The sequence below is a fragment of the Serratia sp. CY47444 genome (assembly GCF_052168635.1).
Classification (GTDB): domain Bacteria; phylum Pseudomonadota; class Gammaproteobacteria; order Enterobacterales; family Enterobacteriaceae; genus Serratia; species Serratia bockelmannii.
On record NZ_JBJNMH010000014.1, the window covers coordinates 26,266 to 50,047 of the forward strand.

Here is a 23,782-nt window from a genome sequence, read left to right on the forward strand (position 1 = left end):
TTTATGGAGATTGCTATGTTGAAAAAGACCGTATTGGGCCTGACCGCAGGCGCCCTGCTGCTGAGCGCCGGTTCCGCACTGGCGGCGGACTACAAGATCGACAAACAGGGCCAGCACGCCTTTATCGAGTTCCGCATCCAGCACCTGGGCTACAGCTGGCTGTATGGCAGCTTTAAAGACTTCGACGGCGGCTTCACCTTCGACGAAAAAGATCCGTCCAAGGACAAGGTCAACGTGACCATCAATACCGCCAGCGTCGACACCAACCACGCCGAGCGCGACAAGCACCTGCGCAGCGCCGAGTTCCTCAACGTGGAGAAGAACAAGCAAGCCAAGTTTGAATCCACCGACGTGAAGAAAAGCGGCGACGGTTATGCGGTGGTCGGCAACCTGACGCTGAACGGCGTGACCAAGCCCGTTACGCTGGACGCCAAACTGATTGGCCAGGGCAACGATCCGTGGGGCGGCTACCGCGCCGGCTTTGAGGCCAACGGTAAGATCAAGCTGAAAGATTTCGGCATCACCACCGATCTGGGCCCGGCGTCGCAAGACGTTGAGCTGATTATCTCCGTAGAAGGCGTACGCGAGAAATAAATAAAAAAAAGCCCGGTTTGGCGGCCGGGCTTCTCATTTCCTCAGGCTCAGCGGGCTGGGCCTTCTTCTTCCGGTGCCGGGATGTGCATCGTAGTCTGCAACAAGCCTTTTGACTTATTGAAGATCTTGACGCCGTTTTCACGGCCGGCACGGCGCGCGCGTTGCTCTTCGCGCGGCAGCTTCAGCTCTTCGCGGCAAATCTCGCTACAGCACCCTTCAAATTTGGCGGCGCAGCTCGGGCACTGAATGAACAGCAGATGGCAACCGTCGTTCTTGCAGTTGGTATGGGTGTCGCACGGCGCTCCACACTGGTGGCAGTTGGCGATCACATCGTCGGAGATGCGCTCACCCATACGCTCATCGAACACGAAGTTTTTGCCGATAAACTTCAGCGGCAACCCCTGTTCTTTCGCTTTGCGGGTGTACTCGATAATCCCGCCTTCCACGTGGTAGATGTTTTTAAAGCCTTTGTGCAGCATATAGGCGCTGGCTTTTTCACAGCGAATGCCGCCGGTGCAATACATGACAATATTCTTGTCTTTACTGTCCTGCAGCATCTCCACCGCCATCGGCAGCTGATCGCGGAAAGTATCCGACGGCACCTCAATGGCGTTTTCGAAATGGCCGACTTCGTACTCATAGTGGTTGCGCATATCGACGAATACCGTATTCGGATCGTCTATCATCTGATTGACGCGATCGGCCTGCAGATACTCGCCGACGTTGCTTGGGTCGAAGCTCTCGTCATCGATGCCGTCGGCCACGATGCGCTCACGCACCTTGAGGCGTAGTACCCAGAAGGATTTGCCATCGTCTTCGAGCGCAATATTCAGGCGTACCTGATCCAGCGCCGGGTGCGAGGCGAACAGCGCGGCTTTGAACGCGTCGAAGTGATGCTGCGGCACGCTGATCTGCGCGTTGATGCCCTCTTTCGCCACGTAGATGCGGCCGAACACCTTCAGTTTTTCGAACTGAACGTACAGGCTGTCGCGAAACGCTTTGGGATCGTCGATGGAGAAGTATTTGTAAAAAGAAACTGTGGTGCGCGGCTCGGTTTCCGCCAGCATGCGCGCCTTCAGTTCCTCATTAGAAATTCGGTTATGTAACACTGGCATGGTGTACTTTCCTGTCTTTCGGGAGGTGACTGATTATCGCGCGCCGCCTGCCGGCCCGCGCGCGGCGCATATCATACCCGAAAAACCGCCGCCGCGCAGCCCTGGCGCCAGCGCCCCGTTCAGTGTCCGTCGCCTTCGGTAAACGCAGAAGCCACTATGCCGAGCGCCATCATCACGCCGGCGAGCGCCAATATCGCGTTCACCTGCAGATGCGCGCCAACGCTGCCGACCGTCGCGCCCAAAACCAGCAGCCCCGCACTGATCCATGGTGCCAAAATATTTACCCTATGAATAATTACCAGTAATAATATCGCCATTATCTTTGGCAGGAAAGATTGTGGAAAAATTCGGCATTCGATGCATATTTAACGCCCAAAGAGGGATTTTAATGCGTTGTGTTTTCCCGGATCGCCAGAAAAATGCCACAATAGTCGCAAACAAACGGCAGAAACGAACCTTGCCGCCGAGCTCACCCGGCTGCCAGACCATGCGATGACTCTGTCATTACACTTAAACAACCGTATTCAAACAGAGAACCCATGACTCAAGTTCCTACTTTCAATCGTTCCTTATTGCATCCGCGCTATTGGCTGACCTGGGTCGGCATCGGCTTGCTGTACCTGCTGGTGTTGCTGCCTTACCCCGTCATCTACTGGCTCGGCACCTCGATTGGGCGATTTTCCATGCGCTTTCTCAAGCGACGCGTCGCTATCGCCCAACGCAACCTCGAGCTCTGTTTTCCCGACATGCCGCAGGCCGAACGCGATGCGCTGGTGGTAAAGAATTTCGAATCGGTCGGCATGGGGCTGTTTGAAACCGGCATGGCGTGGTTCTGGCCCAACTGGCGCATCGAGCGCTGGTTCAAGGTCAGTGGCCTGGAGCACATCCAACAAGCGCGCGACAACCAGCAGGGCGTGTTGCTGATTGGCCTGCACTTTTTGACGCTGGAGCTGGGCGCGCGCATCTTCGGCATTCACAACCCGGGCATCGGCGTTTACCGCCCGCACGACAACAAGCTGATGGACTGGCTGCAAACCTGGGGCCGCATGCGTTCCAACAAATCGATGCTGGACCGCAAAGACATCAAAGGCATGATCCGCGCCCTGAAACAGGGTGATATCATCTGGTATGCGCCGGATCACGACTACGGCCCGCGCAGCAGCGTTTTCGTGCCGCTGTTCGCGGTGGACAAGGCTGCCACCACCACCGGCAGCTACGTGCTGGTGCGGATGGGTAAACCGGCGATCGTTCCGTTCACCCCGCGCCGCCTGCCGGACGGCAAAGGGTATGAGCTGATTATGCAACCGGCGGTGGAAAACTTCCCGCTGGATAACGAACTCGAGGCCGCCGCCTTTATGAACAAAGTGGTGGAGAAAGAGATCCTGATGGCGCCGGACCAATACATGTGGCTGCATCGCCGCTTCAAGACCCGCCCGGAAGGCGAGCCTTCGCTCTACTGATCAAGCCAACCCGCCACCGGCGGGTTTTTTATTGCGCGCCTCTTGAGAATCGACGGCGAGGGTGGGATGGTAAAGCCTTTGCCGCCCACCCTGGAGCCGTTATGTACATTGTCAGCCTGACCTACCATCGCCCAATCGCCGACGTAGACAGCCACCTTGAAGGCCACATCGCCTGGCTTAAAAAATATTTTCAGGACGGTACCTTCATCGCCTCCGGCCGTAAGAATCCCCGCACCGGCGGCGTGATCCTGGCCAAGGGCATTGACCGTGCGCAGTTAGACGCCATCCTGGCCGAAGATCCCTTCAACGCCGTAGCCCACTACGAGGTCACCGACTTTAGCGCCACCACCACCGCCGCCGGTTTCGAGGCGCTGACCGGACTATAAAACGCTGTAAATTCCGCGCGCTAAGCGCGGAATAAGGTTTAAACGTCATTTTTAAAACTTTATTTCATTTTTCGCCCAATCTTTGTCCCCTCGTTTGCCGTCGCCGCGCTTGCGGCGCATACTTACCAGGCTAACTTTCACGTTTTGCCCCTTCATCTTGCCGCTGGCAAAACGCGTCACCTTTCGGCAGTGGACATTTATGGCTTCGGCAGCAGAACCCGTTAACTGGAAACGCAACCTTTTCGTCGCCTGGCTGGGATGTTTTCTCACCGGCGCCGCCTTCAGCCTGGTGATGCCGTTTCTGCCGCTGTACGTAGAGACGCTGGGCGTTACCGGCCATCAGGCGCTCAACATGTGGTCCGGTCTGCTGTTCAGCATCACCTTCCTGTTTTCCGCTATCGCCGCGCCGTTCTGGGGCGCCCTGGCAGACCGACGCGGCCGCAAACTGATGCTGCTGCGTTCAGCGCTCGGTATGGCGATCGTCATGGCGCTGATGGGCATGGCGCAAACGGTCTGGGAGTTTCTCGCGCTGCGTGCGGTGCTGGGGCTGCTCGGCGGGTTCATTCCCAACGCCAACGCGCTGATCGCCACCCAGGTGCCGCGCAACCGCAGCGGCTGGGCGCTCGGCACCCTGTCTACCGGCGGCGTCGGCGGTGCGCTGATAGGCCCATTGATCGGCGGTTTGTTAGCCGATCTGTACGGCCTGCGCCCGGTGTTTTATATCACCGCCGCAGTGTTATTCGTCTGCTTCGTACTGACGCTGCTGTATGTCAAAGAACAATTTACCCCGGTGCAAAAACGCGACATGTTGCACGCAAAACAGGTGTTCGCCTCGCTGAAGAACCCGAAACTGGTGCTCAGCCTGTTTGTCACCACCATGATCATCCAGATCGCCACCGGCTCGATTGCGCCGATCCTGACGCTGTATGTGCGCGATCTGGCCGGCGCCACCCACAATCTGGCGTTTATCAGCGGGCTTATCGCCTCAGTGCCCGGCGTCGCGGCATTAATGAGCGCCCCGCGGCTGGGCAAGCTGGGCGATCGCATTGGCCCGGAACGCATTCTGGTCTTTATGCTGATCGTCTCGGTGCTGTTACTGATCCCGATGGCGTTCGTGCAGACGCCGTGGCAGCTCGGGGTACTGCGTTTTCTGCTGGGGGCGGCCGACGGCGCGTTGCTGCCGGCGGTACAGACGTTGTTGATTTACAACTGCACCAATCAGGTGGCCGGCCGTATTTTCAGCTACAACCAGTCGTTCCGCGATGTTGGCAACGTCAGCGGCCCGCTGCTCGGCGCCGCAATCTCCGCCGGCTACGGTTTTCGCGCGGTCTTCGCGGTCACCGCGCTGGTGGTGCTGTTCAACGCCGGTTATTCCTGGTGGTGTCTGCGGCGACGGCCGGGCTATAGGCGGGAAGACACGCTGCAGGAAGAGTCATAGCTGCATTTATCGCCACTTTCCGCCGTTGGTCAGATCAACGGCGCGTTTCCCCTACTTTTAATAATGCTTCCTTCAGGCCTGTGAACTTTCGCCCCGCTCAGAACATTCTTATCTCAACATCTTGTTTATCAACAATTAATTAACTTTCAGCGCATAAAACCCGCTGTCAATCATATTCCTGTCATAACCAACAGAAAAACCAGAAAAGGAGATGCTTGTCGACTTTTCGTCTAAAAAATGGGATACAGGTACTAGACAAAACCAACGACCAGTTATCAAATGGTTAAATAATATCACGCCAGATGTGAAGCATCGGCCAAGTGAAGAAAAGGTCAGCACGCTTTCCACGGTTTATCAGCGTTGCAGCCGCGGTGTTTGTCGGGTAATCCGCATTGGGCGGATCGCCTTCATTAAATACACATACATACCACAGTACGGGCTGCAGCCTTGCAGCGCCTTTTATTGGGAAATCGTTATGCAATCCTCTGTCAATAAGTCAGAAAGCCGGACCTTCTTCGGCCATCCCTATCCACTGGGTTCTTTGTTCTTCACCGAAATGTGGGAGCGCTTCTCGTTCTACGGCATCCGTCCGCTGCTGATCCTGTTTATGGCTGCCACCGTGTACGACGGCGGCCTGGGCCTGGCGCGTGAGAACGCGTCGGCGATTGTCGGCATCTTCGCCGGCAGCATGTACCTGGCGGCGCTGCCGGGCGGCTGGCTGGCAGATAACTGGCTCGGCCAACGCAAGGCCGTCTGGTACGGTTCGATCCTGATCGCGCTCGGCCACCTGTCGATCGCCCTGTCCGCAGTGATGGGCACCAACCTGTTCTTCATCGGTCTGATGTTCATCGTGCTCGGTTCAGGCCTGTTCAAGACCTGTATCTCGGTGATGGTCGGCACGCTGTACAAGAAAGGCGATGCGCGTCGCGACGGCGGTTTCTCGCTGTTCTACATGGGCATCAACATCGGTTCGTTCATCGCCCCGCTGATCTCCGGCTGGCTAATTAAGTCACACGGCTGGCACTGGGGCTTCGGCATCGGCGGTATCGGGATGCTGGTGGCGCTGGTGATCTTCCGGGTGTTCGCCGTCCCAGCAATGAAACGCTATGATCGCGAAGTGGGTCTGGACTCCACCTGGAACAGCCCGGTCGCGAAGAAAAAAGGCGTCGGTGCCTGGTTGCTGGCGTTGGCGGCCATCCTGGTGGCGGCCATCGTGCTGATCGCTCAGGGCACGATCGTTATCAACCCGGTCGAGGTGGCCAGCGTGCTAGTGTACGTCATCGCCGCCTCGGTCACCCTGTACTTCATCTATCTGTTCGCCTTTGCCGGTCTGAGCCGCAAAGAGCGCACACGCCTGCTGGTGTGCTTCATCCTGCTGATCTCCGCCGCGTTCTTCTGGTCAGCGTTTGAACAGAAACCGACCTCGTTTAACCTGTTCGCCAACGATTACACCAATCGCATGATCGGCGACTTCGAGATCCCGGCGGTGTGGTTCCAGTCGATCAACGCCCTGTTCATCATCCTGCTGGCACCGGTCTTCAGCTGGGCCTGGCCTGCGCTGGCGCGCAATAACGTGCGTCCGAGCAGCATCACCAAGTTCGTGATCGGCATCCTGTGCGCCGCCGGTGGTTTTGGCCTGATGATGTTGGCCGCGCAAAATGTGCTGAGCAACGGCGGCGCCGGCGTATCGCCGATGTGGCTGGTAGGCAGTATCCTGATGCTGACGCTGGGTGAGCTATGCCTGAGCCCGATCGGGCTGGCCACCATGACGCTGCTGGCGCCGGAGAGAATGCGCGGTCAGATGATGGGGCTGTGGTTCTGCGCCAGCGCGTTGGGCAACCTGGCGGCCGGTCTGATCGGCGGTCACGTCAAGGCCGACCAACTGGATATGCTGCCGAATCTGTTCGCTCGCTGCTCCATCGCGCTGCTGATCTGCGCCGCCGTGCTTATTGTGCTGATCGTGCCGATTCGCCGCATGCTGGAAAATACCCAGTCCAAGAGCGCGCAAAAACCGGCGACCAACGTCTGACGGATACCCCGTTTTATCTCGCAAACCGGCGCTCGATGCGCCGGTTTTTTTATGCCTGCCAAGCCTGATGTTGCAATACCACCCGATAGCCATCAGGATCTTCAAAGGTTTGCCCCGCCCGATCCCAATAGGGATTATAGGCGGCGACCGATAAAAACCCTGCCGCCTGCATCCGCTCACACGCAGCCCGCCATTCGTTCTCATCCGGCAGATAAAATACCAGCAGATGATCCTGCGTCGGCGCCTGCCCGACCCGCACCCCACGATGCTGCGTGAACTCCAGATGGTAGGCATGCTGCGGATGCCCAATCATCATGCCGTCAAACCCCTGATGATCGACAAACTCACCCAGCTTTTCGAAACCAAGCCCGCGGCAATACAGCGTAGCAATCTCTTGCAACCGATCGGTCGGGCGCGCGATGCGCAACACCGCTTTGGCTATCGACACGTACTCCTCCTCCTCATGATAACGTCATACAGCGCCATACCCGCCAGCATCGCCAGCAGGAACGGCCATACCCGGCTTATCTCCGCCCCGGCCAACACCCAGGCTGGACCGGGGCAAATACCCGCGATACCCCACCCGATGCCGAACAGTGCGCTGCCCGCCAGCAAACGACGATCTAGACGCCCGGCGGCCGGGATCTGCAGCGTTTCCCCCAACAGGCTACGCTCGCGTCGCCTCGCCCACAGGAAGGCCGGCGCCGCCACCGCGATCGCACCCGCCATCACCAACGCCAGCGAGGGATCCCACACGCCGGTAACGTCGAGAAACGCCAACACTTTGGCCGGATTGGCCATGCCGGCGACGATCAGCCCCAGACCGAAAATGATGCCGCTCAGCAGCGCCAACAGCGTTTTAAGCATTCTCAACCTCCCGCCAGGTAGCGCATCAACCACACGGTCATAAAGCCCAGCAGCATAAACACCGCCGTGGCGGCCAGCGAACGCGGCGCCAACCGTGCGACGCCGCATACGCCGTGCCCGCTGGTGCAACCGCTGCCCAATCGAGTGCCCAATCCCACCAACAGCCCTGCGGCCGCCAGCCCGCCGTTGCCGACCGCGATCTCACCGGACGGCAAAGTCGCAGCGGCAGCATACAGCCAAGGCGAGAGCAGCAACCCGCCAATAAATGCGGCGCGCCAGCCCCGCTCCCAGCCAGCGGCACTCAAGACACCGCCGGTAATGCCGCTGATGCCAGCGATCCGGCCGTTGAACAGCAGCAGCAGCGCTACCGCACCGCCGATAATGGCCCCGCCCGCCAGCGCGGAATAAGGCGTGAAGTGTTGCCAGTCAATGGTCATCGCGGTTCTCCGGCTGTGGGCAATACAGTTGATACAGGGTCGTTAGCAGCGCCAGCGCTTTGGCATCGGCCACCGCATAGTAAATCTGCTTGCCGGCGCGTCGGGTGGAGACCAACCCTTCCTCCCGCAGCACGCCAAGCTGTTGGGACAACGTCGGCTGGCGGATATCCAGCGCCTGCGCCAGCTCGCTCACCGCCATCTCGCCCTGACTGAGCCGGCACAGCAGCAGCAGCCGATCTTCGTTGCCCAGGGTGCGCAGCATCGCGCCGGCCTGCGCCGCCGCCTTGCGCATCACGTCAATATCCATCACCCCTCCATATAGTTTATAAAATTATATAATATCATTTTATAAACTATTTATCTGCATCTGCCGCGTGCCACAGGCTGGTGTGAAACCGCGCCGCATGGCATGCTGTCTTCCCCCCTTTTGCCGCACGGAGGCCGCTAACGATGCTGTTGTTTCATGACGTTCTGCCGGTCGATCAGCCCATCCGGCCGTTGGCCAAGGATTATCGCCACGGCGACAGCGAGCCGGATCACTACCATAACTGCGCGCAGCTGATTCACAGCCTGAGCGGCGTAGTGCAGGTCACGACCCGGCTCGGCAGTTGGGTGGTGCCACCCGGCCGTGGCGTCTGGGTACCGGCGAAAATGGTGCACAGCCTGCGCATCACCGGCCAGGTGGCGGCCAGGACGCTGTTTGTCGATCCGTTGGCGCGTGCCGATCTGCCGGCCCAATGCCAGGTGGTGCAGATTTCGCCGCTGCTGCGCGAGTTGATTATCTGTGCGATGGAGATTGCGCCCGGCTATCCCAGCGGCGGGCGCGATGAGCGCGTGATGGAACTGATCCTGGATGAGTTGCGAATGCTGCCGAGTCTGCCGCTGCACTTGCCCGAACCGCGTGAGGCCTCACTGCTTGCCCTGTGCCGCCATATTCAGGCCACGCTGGCGCAGCCCTGGACGCTGGAACAGGCGGCCGCTCAGCTCAGCGTCAGTGGACGCACCCTGTCGCGGCGCTTCCAGCGAGAAACCGGGCTGCATTTTAGTGATTGGGTGCGACGCGCCCGTTTGCTGGCGGCGTTGAACGCGCTGGCGACAGGCCGCTCGGTGTTGGAAGTGGCGCTGGATCTCGGCTATGACAGCCCCAGCGCGTTCAGCGCCATGTTCCGCCGGTTATTGGGGGTCGCGCCCAGCGACTATTTCAACCGAGCCGTGCCGACGACAGATAGCGCCCGGCAACGTTGAACAGCGCCTGCAGCGAGGCGCTGGCGGAGTCAACGTCGATGCCAACGCCGTAGGTCGCCTCACCTTGCGGCAGCGCACAGCGGATATAGGCCACCGCTCGGCTATCACTCTGATGCCCCAACGTGTGCTCGTGGTAATCCTCGATCGCCAGCGGCAAGCCGAAGCGCTGACGCAGCGCATCCACCGCGCTGGAAAGCAGACCGTTGCCGGCGCCCTGCAACCGCAGTGTCTCCCCCTGCCAGGCGACTCTCGCGTTGAAACTGTAGGCCTCTACCCCGTGACTTTCCGTCTGGTAGCTCAACAGCTGCAAGCACGGCTGCTCCACCAGCCCGTAAGTGTCGCGGAATAAGCGCCACAGCTGCGCGACGCTCATTTCCTTACCGCTGCCGTCGGTCGCCCGCTGGACCACCTGGCTGAAATCAATCTGCAAACCGCGCGGCAACGCCAGCCCATGGTTCTGCTCCAACAGCCAGGCGGCGCCGCTTTTGCCGGACTGGCTGTTAACCCGGATCACCGCCTCATAGCTGCAGCCGACATCGGCGGGATCGAGCGGCAGGTAAGGCACCTGCCACCAGCCATCTTGTCGCTGGCGTTGCGCGGCGAAACCTTTCTTGATCGCATCCTGATGCGAACCGGAGAAGGCGGTAAACACCAATTCGCCGGCATAAGGATGGCGAGGATGCACCGGCAGCTGATTGCACTGTTCCACCACTTCCACCACCTGTTTCAGGCGGCTGAAGTCCAGGCCCGGCGCCACGCCCTGGGTATAAAGATTCAACGCCAGCGTAACCAGATCGACGTTACCGGTACGCTCTCCGTTGCCGAACAGGCAGCCTTCGACCCGATCGGCGCCGGCCAACAGCGCCAGCTCCGCGCAGGCCACGCCGGTACCGCGATCGTTATGCGGATGCACGCTGATCGCCACATCGGCGCGACGGCTGAAATGGCGGCAGAACCATTCAATCTGATCGGCATACACGTTGGGTGTACTCACTTCCACCGTCGCCGGCAGGTTGATAATCATCGGCCGCTGCGGCCCCGGTTGCCACACCTCCGCCACCGCTTCGCAGATCTCCAGCGCGAACTCTAATTCCGTAAAACAAAAGGTTTCCGGCGAATACTCGAAGCACCAGGCGGTATCGGGCTGAGCCTCACAATGCCGGCGAATGCGCCGCGCGCCGTTCACCGCCAGCGCCACGGTAGCGGCCTTATCCTGGCGGAACACGATGTCGCGAAACATCGGCGCCGTGGCGTTGTACAGATGCACGATAGCCCGTGGCGCACCCTGCAGCGCCTCGAAGGTACGATCGATCAGATCGTCGCGCGACTGCGTCAGCACCTGAATCGTGACGTCGTGCGGGATCAGTTGCTCGTCGATCAGCGTGCGCACAAAATCGAAATCCGTTTGCGACGCCGAAGGGAAAGCCACCTCAATCTCTTTGAAACCGCACTGCAACAACAATTGATAGAATTCGCGCTTGCGCGCGTTATCCATCGGCTCCGCCAGCGCCTGGTTGCCGTCGCGCAGATCGCTGGAGCACCAGCGCGGCGCCTGCCGCAGCGTGCGCGCAGGCCACTGGCGATCCGGTAACGTCACCGGCGGGAACGGTCGGTATTTGCTTGAAGGGTCGATTAACATGGGCTTCTCCTGATGCCTGAGTGAACGATACCGTCATTATTTCCCGTCTCCGCGCCTGCTTCTCCCGCTTTGCGGACAACCGTCGTCGCAGAGCGGACAACAAAAAAATTTGCATCCTGCGCCAGTGAGACAACAATTAGTTTTGACGTTTTTCCCCACCGCGCCGGCAGCACGCCGGACGCTTTATTCTCATTGTCAACGGAGGCGAACATGAGCCTGTATGCAACCCTGGAAGAAGCCATCGAGGCCGCACGCGAAGAGTTTCTCGACACCGCCGAAGGCGGCAGCGGTGACGAACCGCCGGTGCCGCAGCAGTTCAATCTGCAAAAGTACGTGATGCAGGATGGCGACACGATGTGGCAGGCGGAGTTCTTCGAAGAAGAGGGTGAAGCGGTGGAATGCCTGACGCTGCGCAGCGGTGCGGCGGCACAGGCGATCTTCGACGGGGACTACGACGAGGTGGAAATTACCGCCGAGTGGATAGACGAAAATACCCTGTATGAATGGGAAGAAGGCGACTTCCAGCTCGAACCGCCGCTGGATACCGAAGAAGGCCAGGCCGCGGCCGATGAGTGGGATGAACGTTAACCCGCACCACATTTTTATCGCCAAGGAGGCAGCATGATTATCCGCCGGGCCCGCTCTACCGACTACCCCGCCATTTTGCAGCTGCAGGGGGAAAACGTGCCGGAAGCGCTCGACGAGCGCCAAAAAAGGCAGGGATTTATCGTATCGCGCATGAATGAGGCGCAGCTGACGGCGATCAACCGCGGCATCGGCATACTAGTGGCCGAACAGGAGAACCAACTGGCAGGGTTCGTTTGCCTGATGCCTGCCGACGTGCAACCGCGGCCACCGGTGGTGGATGCGATGCTGGCGACGCTCGCCACGCAGTCCTTCGCCGGGCGGGCGCTGAGTGAGCAGCGGGTGTTTCTCTACGGCCCGGTTTGCCTCGACGCCGCCTGGCGCGGCAAAGGCGTGCTGAAACGCCTCTACGCCGCCGTCAAAGCGCACACCAGTCATGACTACGACGTGGGCGCGCTGTTTATCGACGACGACAATCCGCATTCGTTGGCCGCTCACGTGCAAGGGTTGGGCATGACGGCGCTGGCACCTTTCCACTGTGGGCAGAAAGGCTATCAGCTGGTGGTGTTCGCCACCCGCTGAGCAGGTTTATTCATAGGGGCCGTGCTGCGCATCGAACGGCAGCATAAAGGTGTCCACCACCATCGACAACGGCACATCTATCACCGTGACGTAACGCCAGGGCGTATCGCGCAAATCCCACTGCACGCCGGGATAGTACTGGTGGCCATGCCCCGCGCCGGGCATGGTGCGGCTGATGATGCTGCCGCAACCGGTTAGGGCCATCACGCCGGCCGCCACGCAGGCCAGCCGAAGGTAGGAAGAGAACTTCACGACATTGACTCTGAGCAAAGGGTTGTTTCGCGAGTGAACAACGCATCGGCCGCAGTCTATCACAGTTCCCTTTCTCCACCGGCATCGGCGCGCGTAAGCAAAAGGTAAAAAAAACGGGGAACGCGCCATGCGCATTCCCCGTTTGAGCGTTGCCGTTCAGCGATTAACGCTGGCCCGTTGGGTGCGCCAGCGGGTTGTGCGGCAACTGCTGATAGTGCTCACGCCAGGCGGCGCCTTCCGGCAACAGCCAAACGCGCTGGTGCAAACGAGCCAGCGTAACCGGATCGCTCAGCAGCTCCAGACGTTTGCCCTTCACCAGTTTCTCCGGCCCCAGCTGCAGCGCTTCGTTCACCCGCTCCTCGCGGTTGCGATCGAGCGTCACACGCAGATGGTGACGCGCCGTCGCCAACGCCGTCGCCAGCGCGTTGAAGGATGGGTTGACCACCGCATGCATAAAGCCGTTGGTCAGCGCGCGGTTGCGGTTGAGATGCAGATATTCTTCCGTCGCCAGCAACTCGCGCGGCGGGTTGTACTCTTCCGGGATCAGAAACAGCTTGGCGCGTTTGCTCTTCATGCCCAGCGTTGCGCGGCTCGACAGCACCGACACGAACGGTGACAGGATCAGCGAGAACACGATCGGCGCCAACCACCACAGGAAGCGCAGATCCAGCCATGCCATGCCGCCGGCCCATACCAGGCCCAGCAACATCTGCGAGCCATGGCGGCGGAACGCTTCACCCCAAGGCGTATCGTCATCGTCACGCTGCGGAGAGTTCCACACCACTTCCCAACCGAGGAAGGCGCTCACTACGAACACGGTATGGAACAGCATGCGCACCGGCGCCAGCAGCACCGAGAACAGCATTTCCATCAGCATCGAAATGAACAGGCGGAACGCCCCACCGTACTCTTTCGCGCCCTTGGCCCAGATCAGCACAATACTGAGCAACTTCGGCAGGAACAGCAGCACCAGCGTGGTGGAGAACAGTGCAATCGCCAGCTCGGGCCGCCACTGTGGCCAGACCGGGAACAGCTGCCGCGGCTGCAGGAAGTATTGCGGTTCCATCAGCGTATGCACCACCTGCAATGCGGTGGAGAGCGCCAGGAACATGAACCACAGCGGCGCCGACAGGTAAGACATCACGCCGGTCAGGAACACCGCACGGTGCACCGGGTGCATCCCCTTCACCAGGAACAGGCGGAAGTTCATCAGGTTGCCGTGGCACCAGCGGCGGTCGCGTTTCAGCTCGTCCAGCAGGTTTGGTGGCAGCTCTTCGTAACTGCCCGGCAGATCGTAAGCGATCCACACGCCCCAGCCGGCGCGGCGCATCAGCGCCGCTTCAACGAAGTCGTGCGACAAGATTGAACCGGCGAAGGAGCCCTCGCCCGGCAACGGCGCCAGCGCACAGTGCTCGATAAACGGCTTCACGCGGATGATGGCATTATGGCCCCAGTAATGTGACTCACCCAGCTGCCAGAAATGCAGGCCGGCGGTGAACAACGGCCCGTAAACGCGGGTGGCGAACTGCTGCACGCGCGCATACAGGGTATCCATACCGGACGCCTTCGGCGCCGACTGGATGATGCCGGCGTTCGGGTTGGCTTCCATCAAACGCACCAGCCCGGTGAGGCATTCGCCGCTCATCACGCTGTCGGCATCCAGGATCACCATGTAACTGTACTCACCGCCCCAACGACGGCAGAAGTCGTCGATGTTGCCGCTCTTGCGTTTTACGCGGCGGCGGCGGCGGCGATAGAAGATGCGGCCGTGGCCGTCGACATCGCGGCACAGCTCCATCCACGCCTTTTGCTCCGCCACGCAGATGTCCGGATCGTAGCTGTCGCTCAGCACGTAGATATCGAAGTGTTCCAGCTGACCGGTCGCGGCGACGGACTCATAGGTCGCACGCAGGCCGGCGAACACGCGTTCGACGTCTTCGTTGCAGATCGGCATGATCAGCGCGGTGCGGTGCGCCGGGTTGATCGGCTCATCGCCCTTGATGGTAGAGGAAATACTGTATTTGTCCTTGCCGATCAGCAACTGCAGGAAGCCCATCAGCGCGGTCCAGAAACCGGCCGAGACCCAGCAGAACAGCACGGCGAACAGGATCAGAATGCCGGTTTGCAGCACATACGGCAGCAGTTGCAAGACCGACTGCATCAGATCCTGATCCAACATGGCGATAGGATCGATCAGCGCCCAGCCCTGATAAGGCAAGATGGTTTTCATGTACCAGGTGGCGATGCCGGTCTGCACCAGCATCAGCACCAGCAGCACATAGCGGCGCATGGAGCCGACGACACGCCAGCGGTTCTCGGCCGCAGCTTCCTCTTTGGTGGCGTGCCGATTGTGCGGCGAACGCCCCAGCAGAGAATCCCAGAAGCGCGCCACCGGGTTGGTGCGCCAGGCTTCCGGGAACATGGTGGTGCGTTTGATCGGCGGCGTCGCCTTCAGAATGGCACGCCCTTCGGCGTCGGTATCGAAGTCGTCATCGCTGACCGCATCCGGCCAGGCGTTTTCGATACGCGGTTTGACCGAGGCCAGCGCCACGTCATCCGCCGACAGGCTATTGACGTTGGCGTCGGCGGCGCCCATCTGCCGATGGAGCGCCTCCAGAGCCTGAGCGTCATCCGCCGTTTGAGGGTTGAGCGCCTCTGACCGCTCAGCGGTCAGAGGCAACGCCGCAAGATAATCCTGGGCGGGTTGAGTAGGCTTATTCATTGGCAGGTAGCTGATAGCTCCAGGTTTCCGACAGAGTCTTATCGCCATTGACCAGCGCCGCACGCATTTCTACCGGCTTCTTGTCGTCTTTCACTTTCAGACGCACCGTCAGGCGCCAGCCTTTGGTCACTGGGTTATAGCGGACGTTGTTTTCTACCATTTCACCATTGTCGCCGATGCTGATCTGAGAGGCGACCGGGGTATTGGCATCCAGTCCTTTCAGCACCGGGCCAACGAAGTCGACCAGGAAAGCCACGCTGCCGTCTGGCTCGCGAATCAGGTTGGACTGCTTCACGTCACCGGTCGAACGCATGGTCCGCGCCACATAGGCGATGTCTTGCGAATGCAGCTTGTCTTCATCGCGGGTGAAGTTCAGGCGGTAGCTCAGCGTCAGCGGCTTTTTGGCTTCCGGCAAGGTATCCGGCGTCCAGAACGCGACGATGTTGTCGTTGGTTTCATCCGCCGTCGGGATCTCCACCAGCTCGACCTTGCCTTTGCCCCAGTCGCCCTTCGGTTCGATCCAGGCGCTCGGACGCAGATCGTAACGATCGTCCAGATCTTCATATTCTTTGAAGTTGCGACCGCGCTGCAGCAGACCGAAGCCTTTCGGATTCTCAACGGTATAGGTGCTGACGGACAGGTGTTTAGGATTGTTCAGCGGACGCCAGATCCACTCGCCGTTGCCGGCATGGATAGACAGACCGTTGGAATCGTGCAACGCCGGGCGGTAGTTCAGCGTCGGTGACGGCTGGTTCGGCCCGAACAGGTACATGCTGGTCAGCGGCGCCAGCCCCAGTTTACCCACCTTGTCGCGCAGGAACACTTTAGACTCGACGTCCACGGTGGTGTCGCGGCCCGGGATCACCGTGAAGCGGTAAGCGCCGGTGGCACGCGGGGAATCCAGCAGCGCGTAGATCACCAGGTGCTTGTCGCCCTGCTTCGGACGTTCAACCCAGAATTCGCGAAAACGCGGGAACTCTTCGCCGGACGGCAAAGCGGTGTCGATAGCCAGGCCGCGAGCGGAAAGCCCGTAAACCTGCCCTTTACCCACCACGCGGAAATAGCTCGCGCCCAGCAGGCTCATGATCTCATCGTTTTTGTCGGCGCTGTTGATCGGATAAAGCACCTTGAAGCCGGCAAAACCGAGATTTTTCACCGATTCAGGGTCGTGTTTGACCGAACCGAAGTTGAAGTAATCTGGGCTGTACTTGATCTGTTTTACGCTGGTGGAGGTGACTTCGTTGATTTTCACCGGCGTATCGAAGTACATCCCCTGATGATAAAACTCAAGCTTGAAAGGGGTTTTCAGCTTGCTCCAATAGGCTTTATCGTGATTGAACTGAATCTGCTGATAGTCTGCGAACTTCATCTCGCGGAACTGAGAAGGAAGGTTGCTCTTCGGGGCTTCGAAACCTTTCGCCGCCAGATCCTGCGCCTGCTTGGCGACATCATCAATAGAAAAGGCCCATGCCGGCGAACTGAACAGCGTGAACAATACGGTAGCACCTAACCAACGAACGCTCGCGGCGCGTGGTTGTCCGGATAATATATTAACTAGCACATCCCCCCCTATTCGTGTGCTCAAATCATTTAAATCCATATTAATGGATTACTCAGCTTTCCGACAACATGATAAATGGATGGTTCATGTTTACGGCTCATTGTTTAAGCAGCTGATGGAACACCAGCGTAGCAAGCCGCGCAACAAGACGCTATGGAAAAATGCGGGGGGCTATAGTAGGGTTCCGGATAACAATTTAACGTTTGACGACTTATTAAGCGTGTTAATGAACTCTCGATTAAATCACCAGCGGTAATCTATGACTAAAGGCAGCAAACAGCGCGAGTTTTTCCTCGATTCGATCCGAGCCTATTTGATGTTGCTCGGCATTCCGTTTCACCTCTCCCTGATTTATTCCAGCCACGCCTGGGCGGTGAACAGCGCGTCGCCCTCCTTCTCGCTCACGGTGCTGAACGACTTCATCCACGCTTTCCGCATGCAGGTGTTCTTCGTGATCTCCGGCTACTTCTCCTACATGCTCTACGAGCGCTACGAGCGCCATCAGTGGTTGAAGGTCAGGCTGGAGCGGGTGGCGATCCCGCTGTTGAGCTCCATCCCGCTAATTACGGTGCCGCAATTTTTCATGCTGAAATATTTCACCGATAAATTAAACGGCTGGGACGAGTTTTCTCTCTATCAGAAAATAAATGTAACAGTTTGGGAATTGGTGTCTCATCTGTGGTTCTTATTGACCCTGTCATTGTTGACCTTCGCCTGCTTTTATCTGTTCCGCAAAATCAAGCGTCAAACCCGCGATCCTATTCCACCGTTAATAAACAGAATGCGTGGATTAGGAAATGTCTCACTGTGTTTCTTTATTTATGCGGTATGCTATTCGGCCGCGCACCGTATTATTTTAATTTTCGCGCCGCAGCTATTATCCAATGGCCTGTTCAATTTCGTGGTGATGGAGACGATGTTCTACCTGCCGTTCTTCATCCTCGGCGCCTATGCGTTTAAGTATGTGTGGCTTAAAGAGATTTTTCTGCGTCGTTCGCCGCTGGCGCTGCTCGGCTCGCTGCTGCTGTTTATCGCATATATGCTGAACCAGAAACTGTTGGCGCACAGCAGCTATATGTTCGAGCTGGAAGTGGTGATCAAAACCCTAATGGGGATCCTGATGACCAATGTGGTGTTCTCTTTCGGGCATAACCTGCTGAATTATCACTCGCCGCGCATCACCTATCTGGTCAACGCCTCGCTGTTTATATATCTGGTGCACCACCCGTTGACCCTGATATATGGCGCTTTCGTGACGCCGTATATCGGCAATAACCTGTTGGGATTTTTGCTGGGCCTGCTGTTTGTGTTCTCGCTGGCCTTCGCGTTATATGAGCTGCACAAGCGCATTCCGGTGCTGCGTTTCCTGTTCTCCGGCAAGCCGCAATAACCTTGTCCCCTGTAAACCTGACCGTTCGCAGGGGTTTTCTGTCATATTAACGCCGCGCAGAAAGCCTATACTGGTCGTTTGCATACAGAGCACACATTGCTCAGCCTGGCGTCGCCCGTTAGGGCACAGTGATACGGTAGCATAGATTACCTAGTCGTTATAACTGCAATGCATAAGTAAAAATCCATATCCCTGCCTTACGGTAGTGATTGGGCTCGACACCCCCGAAGGGCTGCGCGATCGTTTAATTCATTCGATGGCGTTAGCTGCATCTCCCTTCCGTCACGACAGAGAGGATTTTGAATGACCGATAAGAACACCCCGGCTCAGGAAGCCGTAGCGGAAAACGCTACCCTGCTGAAGATCCTCGGCAGGCTGCTGTCCGCGCTGGACGCCTCAATCAGCGGCAAAGAACGCAGCGTTTTGGTCGCTGAGCTCTCCAACTTTAATCTCGACGGCATTTCTGAAGCGGAAAGCAAGCTGGCCACCGAGCTGATCAAACGGGCGCTGGAATCGCTCGACCACTAACCCTACCGCGCCTGCAAACCATTAAGCCTGCCTGCGCGGGCTTAATGGTTTTTCCTCCGAGCAGCTCGATCATTGTTGCCACAGCAAAAATACAGCAGCCTGATAATGTTGGATAAAAGGCAGAATTTCCCCTCTTCTCCTCACTTTCTTAGTTTAATCGTACCAAAGGGCAATAATTGATCGATTGTTTTCACAATCAGCCTTGGCGTTTTACCCACTAAACACGTTATCATCGGCACACGCGCAGTGCCCCCTATCCCCAGCCTCAGGAGAGCGAAATTTTGGATGCCAGCACCATTAACAGCTTGTTCGTCATCGGTGCCGTGCTGGTGGGGGCAAGCATTCTGCTCAGCTCATTTTCTTCCCGACTCGGCATTCCGATCCTGGTGATCTTCCTGGCGATCGGCATGCTGGCCGGCGTCGACGGCCCCGGCGGCATCGTCTTCAGCAATTACCCGGTCGCTTATCTGGTCAGTAACCTCGCGTTGGCGGTGATCCTGCTCGACGGCGGCATGCGCACCCGGGTCAGTTCGTTCCGCGTGGCACTGTGGCCAGCACTGTCTCTCGCCACCGTCGGCGTGGTGATCACCGCCGGCCTAACCGGCATGGCCGCCGCCTGGCTGTTCAACCTCGATCTGCTGCAGGGCTTGCTGATCGGTGCCATCATCGGTTCCACCGACGCCGCCGCAGTCTTCTCGTTGCTGGGCGGCAAAGGGTTGAACGAACGCGTCAGCGCTACGCTGGAGATCGAATCCGGCAGCAACGATCCGATGGCGGTATTTCTCACCATCACGCTGATTGCGATGATCGCCGCCGGGGAAACCGCGCTAAGCTGGACCTTCCCGCTGCATCTGATGCAGCAGTTCGGCATGGGCATCGTCTTCGGTCTCGGCGGCGGCTGGCTGCTGCTGACGCTGATCAACCACATCAAGCTGGCGGACGGTCTCTACCCGCTGCTGGCGGTGAGCGGCGGCATTCTTATTTTCGCGCTGACTACCGCGCTGGACGGCAGCGGCATTCTGGCGGTGTACCTGTGCGGTCTGCTGCTGGGCAACCGTCCAATCCGCAACCGTCACGGCATCGTGCAAACCTTCGATGGCCTGGCCTGGCTCAGCCAGATCGGCATGTTCCTGGTGCTCGGTCTGCTGCTCAACCCGCATGAGCTGCTGCCGATCGCCATCCCTGCCCTGCTGCTGTCGCTGTGGATGATCCTGTTCGCGCGCCCGCTGTCGGTGTTTATCGGTTTGCTGCCGTTCCGCAGCTTTACCCTGCGCGAACGCGGCTTTATTTCCTGGGTTGGCCTGCGCGGCGCGGTGCCGGTGATCCTGGCGGTGTTCCCGATGATGGCCGGGCTGCCCAACGCCCAACTGTTCTTTAACGTGGCGTTCTTCGTGGTGCTGGTTTCCCTGCTACTGCAAGGCACCACGCTGTCATTCGCCGCCAAAAAGGCCAAGGTGATCGTGCCGCCGGCGCTGACGCCGATCTCCCGCGTTGGGCTGGACGTACACCCGGAAAACCAGTGGGAACAATTCGTTTATCAGCTTTCGGCGGAAAACTGGTGCGTCGGTGCTGCGCTGCGTGAACTGAAAATGCCGCCTAATACCCGCATCGCCGCCCTGTTCCGCGGCAAAGAGCTGTTGCACCCTAGCGGCAGTACCCGGCTGCGCGAGAACGATATTTTGTGCGTCATCGGCCATGAGCACGACCTGCCGATCCTCGGCAAGCTCTTTAGCCAGGCACCGGCAGTGACGCTCGACGAGCGCTTCTTCGGCGACTTTATCCTGCAATCCGACGCCCGTTTGAGCGACATCTCACAGGTTTATGGCCTCAACCTGCAAGACGACGTGGACGAGCAGCAGACGCTGGGGCAGTTCGTCATTCAGCTGATCGGCGGCGAACCGGTGATCGGCGACCAGGTGGAGTGGGACGGCCTGACCTGGACCATTGCAGAAATGGACGGTAATCAAGTCAGCAAGATAGGCGTCAGGATCGTGACCGACTGACGCTGCCGCACAGCGGCGCTATCAGATGAGGGAACTTCTGGCCTTAAGAACGTTCTTAATCACTATCACGATGTATGCGATTCGGTGCCGCTGAATTATATCCCTTTGATATAAAAACTTAACAGCGGCGCCCACAGGGATTAAGGGTGTGAACGGCAAGACTCGATTTCTTTCGGTGATGATGCTCATGGCGCTGGGTGTAGCGGCAGCCGATCTCAGCATCGCCGGTTTGGTCCATAGACTTTTAATTGGATAATTTTAACGTGACGCAGCAGGAACAAGAAAAAGACATTCTGGGGAAAATACTGGTGACGGTGTCCGCGCTTTGCCTGATTCTGGTGGCGGCGTTCCTGATCTGGGGATTCGTGCTGGATTGATGCCACGCGACGCTCAGACATAAAAAAAACCGCCGCGGCGGTTTTTTTTATGGGTCAGGCGATCAGATCTTGCAACCTTCGCAGTCCGCTTCGTCTTCGAGGATTTCAGGGACCTCTTTTACCTTCTGCGCCGCTTTTTCTTCGGCTTTCGCCAGTTCGGCATCGATATCAAAATCGAAAATATCATCACTCATCGCTTGGTCCTTATTCTGCTTCATGTTCAAACGCTGAGTATAATCGACAAGCCGCCGGCCGGAAACCTTTCAGTTTGCCGCCGCCAGCTGCGGTGGCTCATCCTGCGGCTTTTTTCCGTATGCCATATCGTACACGTCGTAGAAGTCGATTTCGCCCTTGTTGCCGATGATGACTCGCATCTTCTGTTTCAGCGCGGCGCCGATGGAGGGCTCATCCAGCAATTGCTGCACCGCATAAGGCGACAGCGCGCGGGTGAAGTACCATTCGCCATTGTAGCAAACCCGCAGATCCAGCACCCCGATGTCCTCGAAACGGTACACCGGCCGGATCTCGATCAGCAGCATGGCGAACATGAACAGCACGAAGGCGGTGAAGCCCAGGAAGGCATACACCCCCATGTACGGCACCTGATACATCACGGCGATCACCGCGAAGTAACCGGCGAACATGGCAAGGCACAAATAGCGGTGAGTACGGGCGAATTCGCTGTTGAAGCGCGGCTTGCCGTCACGCCCTTCGCGCCGATTGATCTGCTCAATCTCTTTAACCAAGATGCTTTTAATCGCGTCCATCGTTACAACCTTATGCTGGAAACAGCATTGCCATCAAATCTCGCTGCTAAAAGTAACACAAGTACAGTTTTGCCGGGTAGATCAGTTAGCCAACTTAATGACGGCAACTGTTATAGTTCGGCTTCAGCGCGGCTGAGCGGCCTTGCCTTGCGCAAACATGAACATGCGCTGGGCCTCATCGTCGGCCTGCTTGATTTTCTGCTTTTGCGGTTCGTTGCTGCGTTGAATGGCGCGGGCGTAGGCGATTTCATGGGCCTGATCGATCATCGCGATGATCCGATCACGTTCGGTCTTCTCCATATTGCCTAACATGGTAGTGATAATCGCCTGATAAGCGTTGGACGCGGCGGTCAGCGCTTTCTCTCTCGCCTCGAGGGCGGCGACGCGTTGCAAGAGTTCCTGCAGTTGATCGGAGTGAGACATATCGACCTCCTGTTGCCGGGCAGCAAGCCTGCCTGATTACAGTTTAGCAAAGGATCGAAAGAGAAAGAGGAAGGAAAGCCAGCGGTTACGGTAAAGCACACCCGAAAATCCCAACGAGGAGCCGATAGTGCAAATCAACCCGGGTGCGCTTTACGGTAAGCGCGATGAGACGAAGAAAGAAAGCTGGCGCGCTATGCAGGACTCGAACCCGCGTCTATCAATTTTCAAGCCAAAACAAGCCATTATAAAACCAATCACTCTGCCAACTGAGTTAATAGCGCGTTCCTTCGCTTCGGGGCGCCATTATCCATAACAACATTATGGATTCAAGTTTTTTTAGCATAATGCCCTGACTTTACGGATAAATCTTAGGTTATCACCAGCATGATGGCCTTACGGCAGCTCAATAATCGGGTAATCGCCAGCGATGAGCGGCTTGCACAAAATCTTGTAGCCATCGCTGTCGAAATGGCTGGCCGCGCTCTGTAGCTGCTCCGCCTGCGCCAGATCGCCGACCGAGCCCAGATAAAACCAATTGTGGATCACATGGTACTGACGCAGCGTCTCGCCCTGCTCCTCCAGCGCCACGCGCCCGGCGAACGGCCAACAGGCGATGCGCAACTGCTCAAGCGCCGCGCCGAGCCGCAGCGCATGCTCCTGCGCCGACTCCACGCCACAGCAGGCGCCCGCGCACTTGCGCAGGCTGTAGCGGAAACAGGCTCGCCCTGCCGGCAGCTTGTCGATCCCCAGCTTGCCGTAACATAAACGATGCTCATCGGCGATGGCGCGCAGCTTTTCCAGCGCGGCGTGGCGATTGGCAAACAGCCCGTAGAGGTGGGGCGTGACGGCGAAGTCGATCTCTTTGGCGTGAGCAATCGTCACCGCATCTGCCTGCAAGCGCAGCGCGCACAGCTGTTTCGAACGCCGCAGACGTTTGTTGAACAGCGGCTGTTGCTGTTTGATCAATTGCGCCTCCAGCAGCAATGCCCCCAACTCGCCTGCGGTCTCGATAAAGCTGATGCGCCGGGTTTGGCGCAGCATTTTAGCCTCGTCCTGCGCGCGGAAGTGCGCCATCACCCGGCTGCGTATATTGACGCTTTTACCGATGTAAAGCGGCAGGCTCTCGCTTTGACCGTGAAACACATACACACCCGGCCCTTTGGGCAACGGCGCCAGGCAGGCGCGCAGGTGCTCCGGGTATTGGTAAATGTCGAGTTCTGGCTCGAGGCGGTTTGGCATCATGGCGGTGGTGTTATCCTGCTGATGAATGAATACTGGTTTTTTACCCAGTATAACGCCCAACGCAGCCGGTTGCACACGTGGTGGATAATAACTCGCCGTGATCTTTAGCGGGAAAGCCTTTACTATCCCCTTTCCAGCGG

General features: G+C 58.3%; 27 protein-coding genes and 1 tRNA gene. 12 read left to right on the plus strand and 16 right to left on the minus strand.

Annotated elements, in window-relative coordinates; translation table 11 throughout:
* Positions 1-15 precede the first annotated feature (15 nt).
* The gene (locus ACJ8IL_RS17445) at positions 16-594 is read left to right on the plus strand and encodes a YceI family protein (RefSeq protein ID WP_060440214.1); all 579 of its coding nucleotides are present in this window, start codon (positions 16-18) and stop codon (positions 592-594) included.
* Between the two features lie 47 nt (positions 595-641).
* Here ACJ8IL_RS17445 and trhO read toward each other — a convergent pair whose 3' ends face one another.
* The 3 genes from trhO to ACJ8IL_RS17460 form a co-directional block, all read right to left on the minus strand.
* Complete coding sequence (gene trhO / locus ACJ8IL_RS17450) at positions 642-1,709, minus strand: oxygen-dependent tRNA uridine(34) hydroxylase TrhO (RefSeq protein WP_025302399.1); 1,068 nt, start codon at positions 1,707-1,709, stop codon at positions 642-644.
* A 119-nt stretch (positions 1,710-1,828) separates the two neighbouring features.
* Positions 1,829-1,984: a histidine kinase gene (locus ACJ8IL_RS17455; protein WP_225735595.1), complete on the minus strand. Its 156-nt coding sequence runs from the start codon at positions 1,982-1,984 to the stop codon at positions 1,829-1,831.
* Between the two features lie 10 nt (positions 1,985-1,994).
* Positions 1,995-2,198, minus strand: coding sequence for a hypothetical protein (locus tag ACJ8IL_RS17460; RefSeq protein WP_442516697.1), 204 nt, complete (start codon positions 2,196-2,198; stop codon positions 1,995-1,997).
* Positions 2,199-2,248: 50 nt separating this feature from the next.
* On the opposite strand from ACJ8IL_RS17460, the gene ACJ8IL_RS17465 reads away from it, so the two are divergent.
* From ACJ8IL_RS17465 to ACJ8IL_RS17480, 4 genes are all read left to right on the plus strand, one after another.
* Entirely contained in the window at positions 2,249-3,169 is a 921-nt protein-coding gene (locus ACJ8IL_RS17465; RefSeq protein ID WP_025302397.1) for a Kdo(2)-lipid IV(A) acyltransferase, read from the plus strand.
* Positions 3,170-3,270: 101 nt separating this feature from the next.
* Positions 3,271-3,555, plus strand: coding sequence for a YciI family protein (locus ACJ8IL_RS17470; RefSeq protein WP_025302396.1), 285 nt, complete (start codon positions 3,271-3,273; stop codon positions 3,553-3,555).
* Positions 3,556-3,754: 199 nt separating this feature from the next.
* Entirely contained in the window at positions 3,755-4,993 is a 1,239-nt protein-coding gene (gene mdtG / locus ACJ8IL_RS17475) for a multidrug efflux MFS transporter MdtG (protein ID WP_025302395.1), read from the plus strand.
* Between the two features lie 475 nt (positions 4,994-5,468).
* Positions 5,469-7,022, plus strand: coding sequence for a peptide MFS transporter (locus tag ACJ8IL_RS17480; RefSeq protein ID WP_197769791.1), 1,554 nt, complete (start codon positions 5,469-5,471; stop codon positions 7,020-7,022).
* A gap of 49 nt (positions 7,023-7,071) precedes the next feature.
* Here ACJ8IL_RS17480 and ACJ8IL_RS17485 read toward each other — a convergent pair whose 3' ends face one another.
* From ACJ8IL_RS17485 to ACJ8IL_RS17500, 4 genes are read right to left on the minus strand one after another with little or no spacing between them, the layout of a single operon-like run.
* Complete coding sequence (locus ACJ8IL_RS17485; RefSeq protein WP_025302393.1) at positions 7,072-7,470, minus strand: VOC family protein; 399 nt, start codon at positions 7,468-7,470, stop codon at positions 7,072-7,074.
* The gene (locus tag ACJ8IL_RS17490) at positions 7,461-7,889 is read right to left on the minus strand and encodes a YeeE/YedE family protein (protein ID WP_043141748.1); all 429 of its coding nucleotides are present in this window, start codon (positions 7,887-7,889) and stop codon (positions 7,461-7,463) included. The genes ACJ8IL_RS17485 and ACJ8IL_RS17490 overlap by 10 nt, the downstream gene beginning before the upstream one ends.
* Before the next feature lie 2 nt (positions 7,890-7,891).
* Positions 7,892-8,326, minus strand: a complete 435-nt coding sequence (locus ACJ8IL_RS17495; RefSeq protein WP_442516698.1) for a YeeE/YedE family protein — start codon at positions 8,324-8,326, stop codon at positions 7,892-7,894.
* Positions 8,316-8,633, minus strand: coding sequence for an ArsR/SmtB family transcription factor (locus tag ACJ8IL_RS17500; RefSeq protein WP_099817330.1), 318 nt, complete (start codon positions 8,631-8,633; stop codon positions 8,316-8,318). The genes ACJ8IL_RS17495 and ACJ8IL_RS17500 overlap by 11 nt, the downstream gene beginning before the upstream one ends.
* Positions 8,634-8,776: 143 nt before the next feature.
* Here ACJ8IL_RS17500 and ACJ8IL_RS17505 point away from each other — a divergent pair, with 143 nt between their 5' ends.
* Entirely contained in the window at positions 8,777-9,571 is a 795-nt protein-coding gene (locus tag ACJ8IL_RS17505) for an AraC family transcriptional regulator (protein ID WP_442516699.1), read from the plus strand.
* Here the strand turns inward: ACJ8IL_RS17505 and leuA are convergent.
* On the minus strand, positions 9,528-11,210 hold the full coding sequence (leuA, locus tag ACJ8IL_RS17510) for a 2-isopropylmalate synthase (protein WP_442516700.1): 1,683 nt from the start codon (positions 11,208-11,210) through the stop codon (positions 9,528-9,530). The genes ACJ8IL_RS17505 and leuA overlap by 44 nt on opposite strands.
* A gap of 210 nt (positions 11,211-11,420) precedes the next feature.
* Between leuA and ACJ8IL_RS17515 the strand changes: the two genes are divergently transcribed.
* Both ACJ8IL_RS17515 and ACJ8IL_RS17520 read left to right on the plus strand, forming a co-directional pair.
* Positions 11,421-11,798 (plus strand): MysB family protein, encoded by a 378-nt coding sequence (locus tag ACJ8IL_RS17515; protein WP_043141761.1) that lies wholly within the window; start codon positions 11,421-11,423, stop codon positions 11,796-11,798.
* Positions 11,799-11,831: 33 nt separating this feature from the next.
* Complete coding sequence (locus ACJ8IL_RS17520; protein WP_025302387.1) at positions 11,832-12,377, plus strand: GNAT family N-acetyltransferase; 546 nt, start codon at positions 11,832-11,834, stop codon at positions 12,375-12,377.
* A 6-nt stretch (positions 12,378-12,383) separates the two neighbouring features.
* On the opposite strand, the gene ACJ8IL_RS17525 is transcribed toward ACJ8IL_RS17520, so the two are convergent.
* From ACJ8IL_RS17525 to mdoG, 3 genes are all read right to left on the minus strand, one after another.
* Entirely contained in the window at positions 12,384-12,629 is a 246-nt protein-coding gene (locus ACJ8IL_RS17525) for a YceK/YidQ family lipoprotein (RefSeq protein ID WP_435967669.1), read from the minus strand.
* Positions 12,630-12,792: 163 nt separating this feature from the next.
* Positions 12,793-15,351 (minus strand): glucans biosynthesis glucosyltransferase MdoH, encoded by a 2,559-nt coding sequence (mdoH, locus tag ACJ8IL_RS17530; RefSeq protein WP_442516701.1) that lies wholly within the window; start codon positions 15,349-15,351, stop codon positions 12,793-12,795.
* Positions 15,344-16,912, minus strand: coding sequence for a glucans biosynthesis protein MdoG (gene mdoG / locus ACJ8IL_RS17535; RefSeq protein ID WP_025302384.1), 1,569 nt, complete (start codon positions 16,910-16,912; stop codon positions 15,344-15,346). Before mdoG ends, mdoH begins: the two co-directional genes overlap by 8 nt.
* 259 nt (positions 16,913-17,171) lie before the next feature.
* Between mdoG and mdoC the strand changes: the two genes are divergently transcribed.
* From mdoC to ACJ8IL_RS17555, 4 genes are all read left to right on the plus strand, one after another.
* On the plus strand, positions 17,172-18,302 hold the full coding sequence (gene mdoC, locus ACJ8IL_RS17540; protein WP_043141764.1) for a glucans biosynthesis protein MdoC: 1,131 nt from the start codon (positions 17,172-17,174) through the stop codon (positions 18,300-18,302).
* 303 nt (positions 18,303-18,605) lie between these two features.
* On the plus strand, positions 18,606-18,830 hold the full coding sequence (locus tag ACJ8IL_RS17545; RefSeq protein WP_033633376.1) for a hypothetical protein: 225 nt from the start codon (positions 18,606-18,608) through the stop codon (positions 18,828-18,830).
* A 281-nt stretch (positions 18,831-19,111) separates the two neighbouring features.
* Positions 19,112-20,833 (plus strand): potassium/proton antiporter, encoded by a 1,722-nt coding sequence (locus ACJ8IL_RS17550; RefSeq protein WP_015377414.1) that lies wholly within the window; start codon positions 19,112-19,114, stop codon positions 20,831-20,833.
* A gap of 248 nt (positions 20,834-21,081) precedes the next feature.
* Positions 21,082-21,210, plus strand: coding sequence for a hypothetical protein (locus ACJ8IL_RS17555; RefSeq protein ID WP_016928228.1), 129 nt, complete (start codon positions 21,082-21,084; stop codon positions 21,208-21,210).
* 62 nt (positions 21,211-21,272) lie between these two features.
* On the opposite strand, the gene ACJ8IL_RS17560 is transcribed toward ACJ8IL_RS17555, so the two are convergent.
* The 5 genes from ACJ8IL_RS17560 to cho form a co-directional block, all read right to left on the minus strand.
* The gene (locus ACJ8IL_RS17560; RefSeq protein ID WP_256376330.1) at positions 21,273-21,404 is read right to left on the minus strand and encodes a hypothetical protein; all 132 of its coding nucleotides are present in this window, start codon (positions 21,402-21,404) and stop codon (positions 21,273-21,275) included.
* A 69-nt stretch (positions 21,405-21,473) separates the two neighbouring features.
* Positions 21,474-21,977 carry a YlaC family protein gene (locus tag ACJ8IL_RS17565; protein ID WP_043141770.1) on the minus strand — a complete coding sequence of 168 codons (504 nt, stop codon included), beginning with the start codon at positions 21,975-21,977 and terminating at the stop codon, positions 21,474-21,476.
* A 123-nt stretch (positions 21,978-22,100) separates the two neighbouring features.
* Positions 22,101-22,400: a sigma-S stabilization anti-adapter protein IraP gene (locus tag ACJ8IL_RS17570; protein WP_442516702.1), complete on the minus strand. Its 300-nt coding sequence runs from the start codon at positions 22,398-22,400 to the stop codon at positions 22,101-22,103.
* Positions 22,401-22,584: 184 nt separating this feature from the next.
* A tRNA-OTHER gene (locus tag ACJ8IL_RS17575) sits at positions 22,585-22,681 on the minus strand.
* Between the two features lie 112 nt (positions 22,682-22,793).
* Positions 22,794-23,642 carry an excinuclease Cho gene (gene cho, locus ACJ8IL_RS17580; RefSeq protein WP_049205152.1) on the minus strand — a complete coding sequence of 283 codons (849 nt, stop codon included), beginning with the start codon at positions 23,640-23,642 and terminating at the stop codon, positions 22,794-22,796.
* Positions 23,643-23,782: the final 140 nt, after the last annotated feature.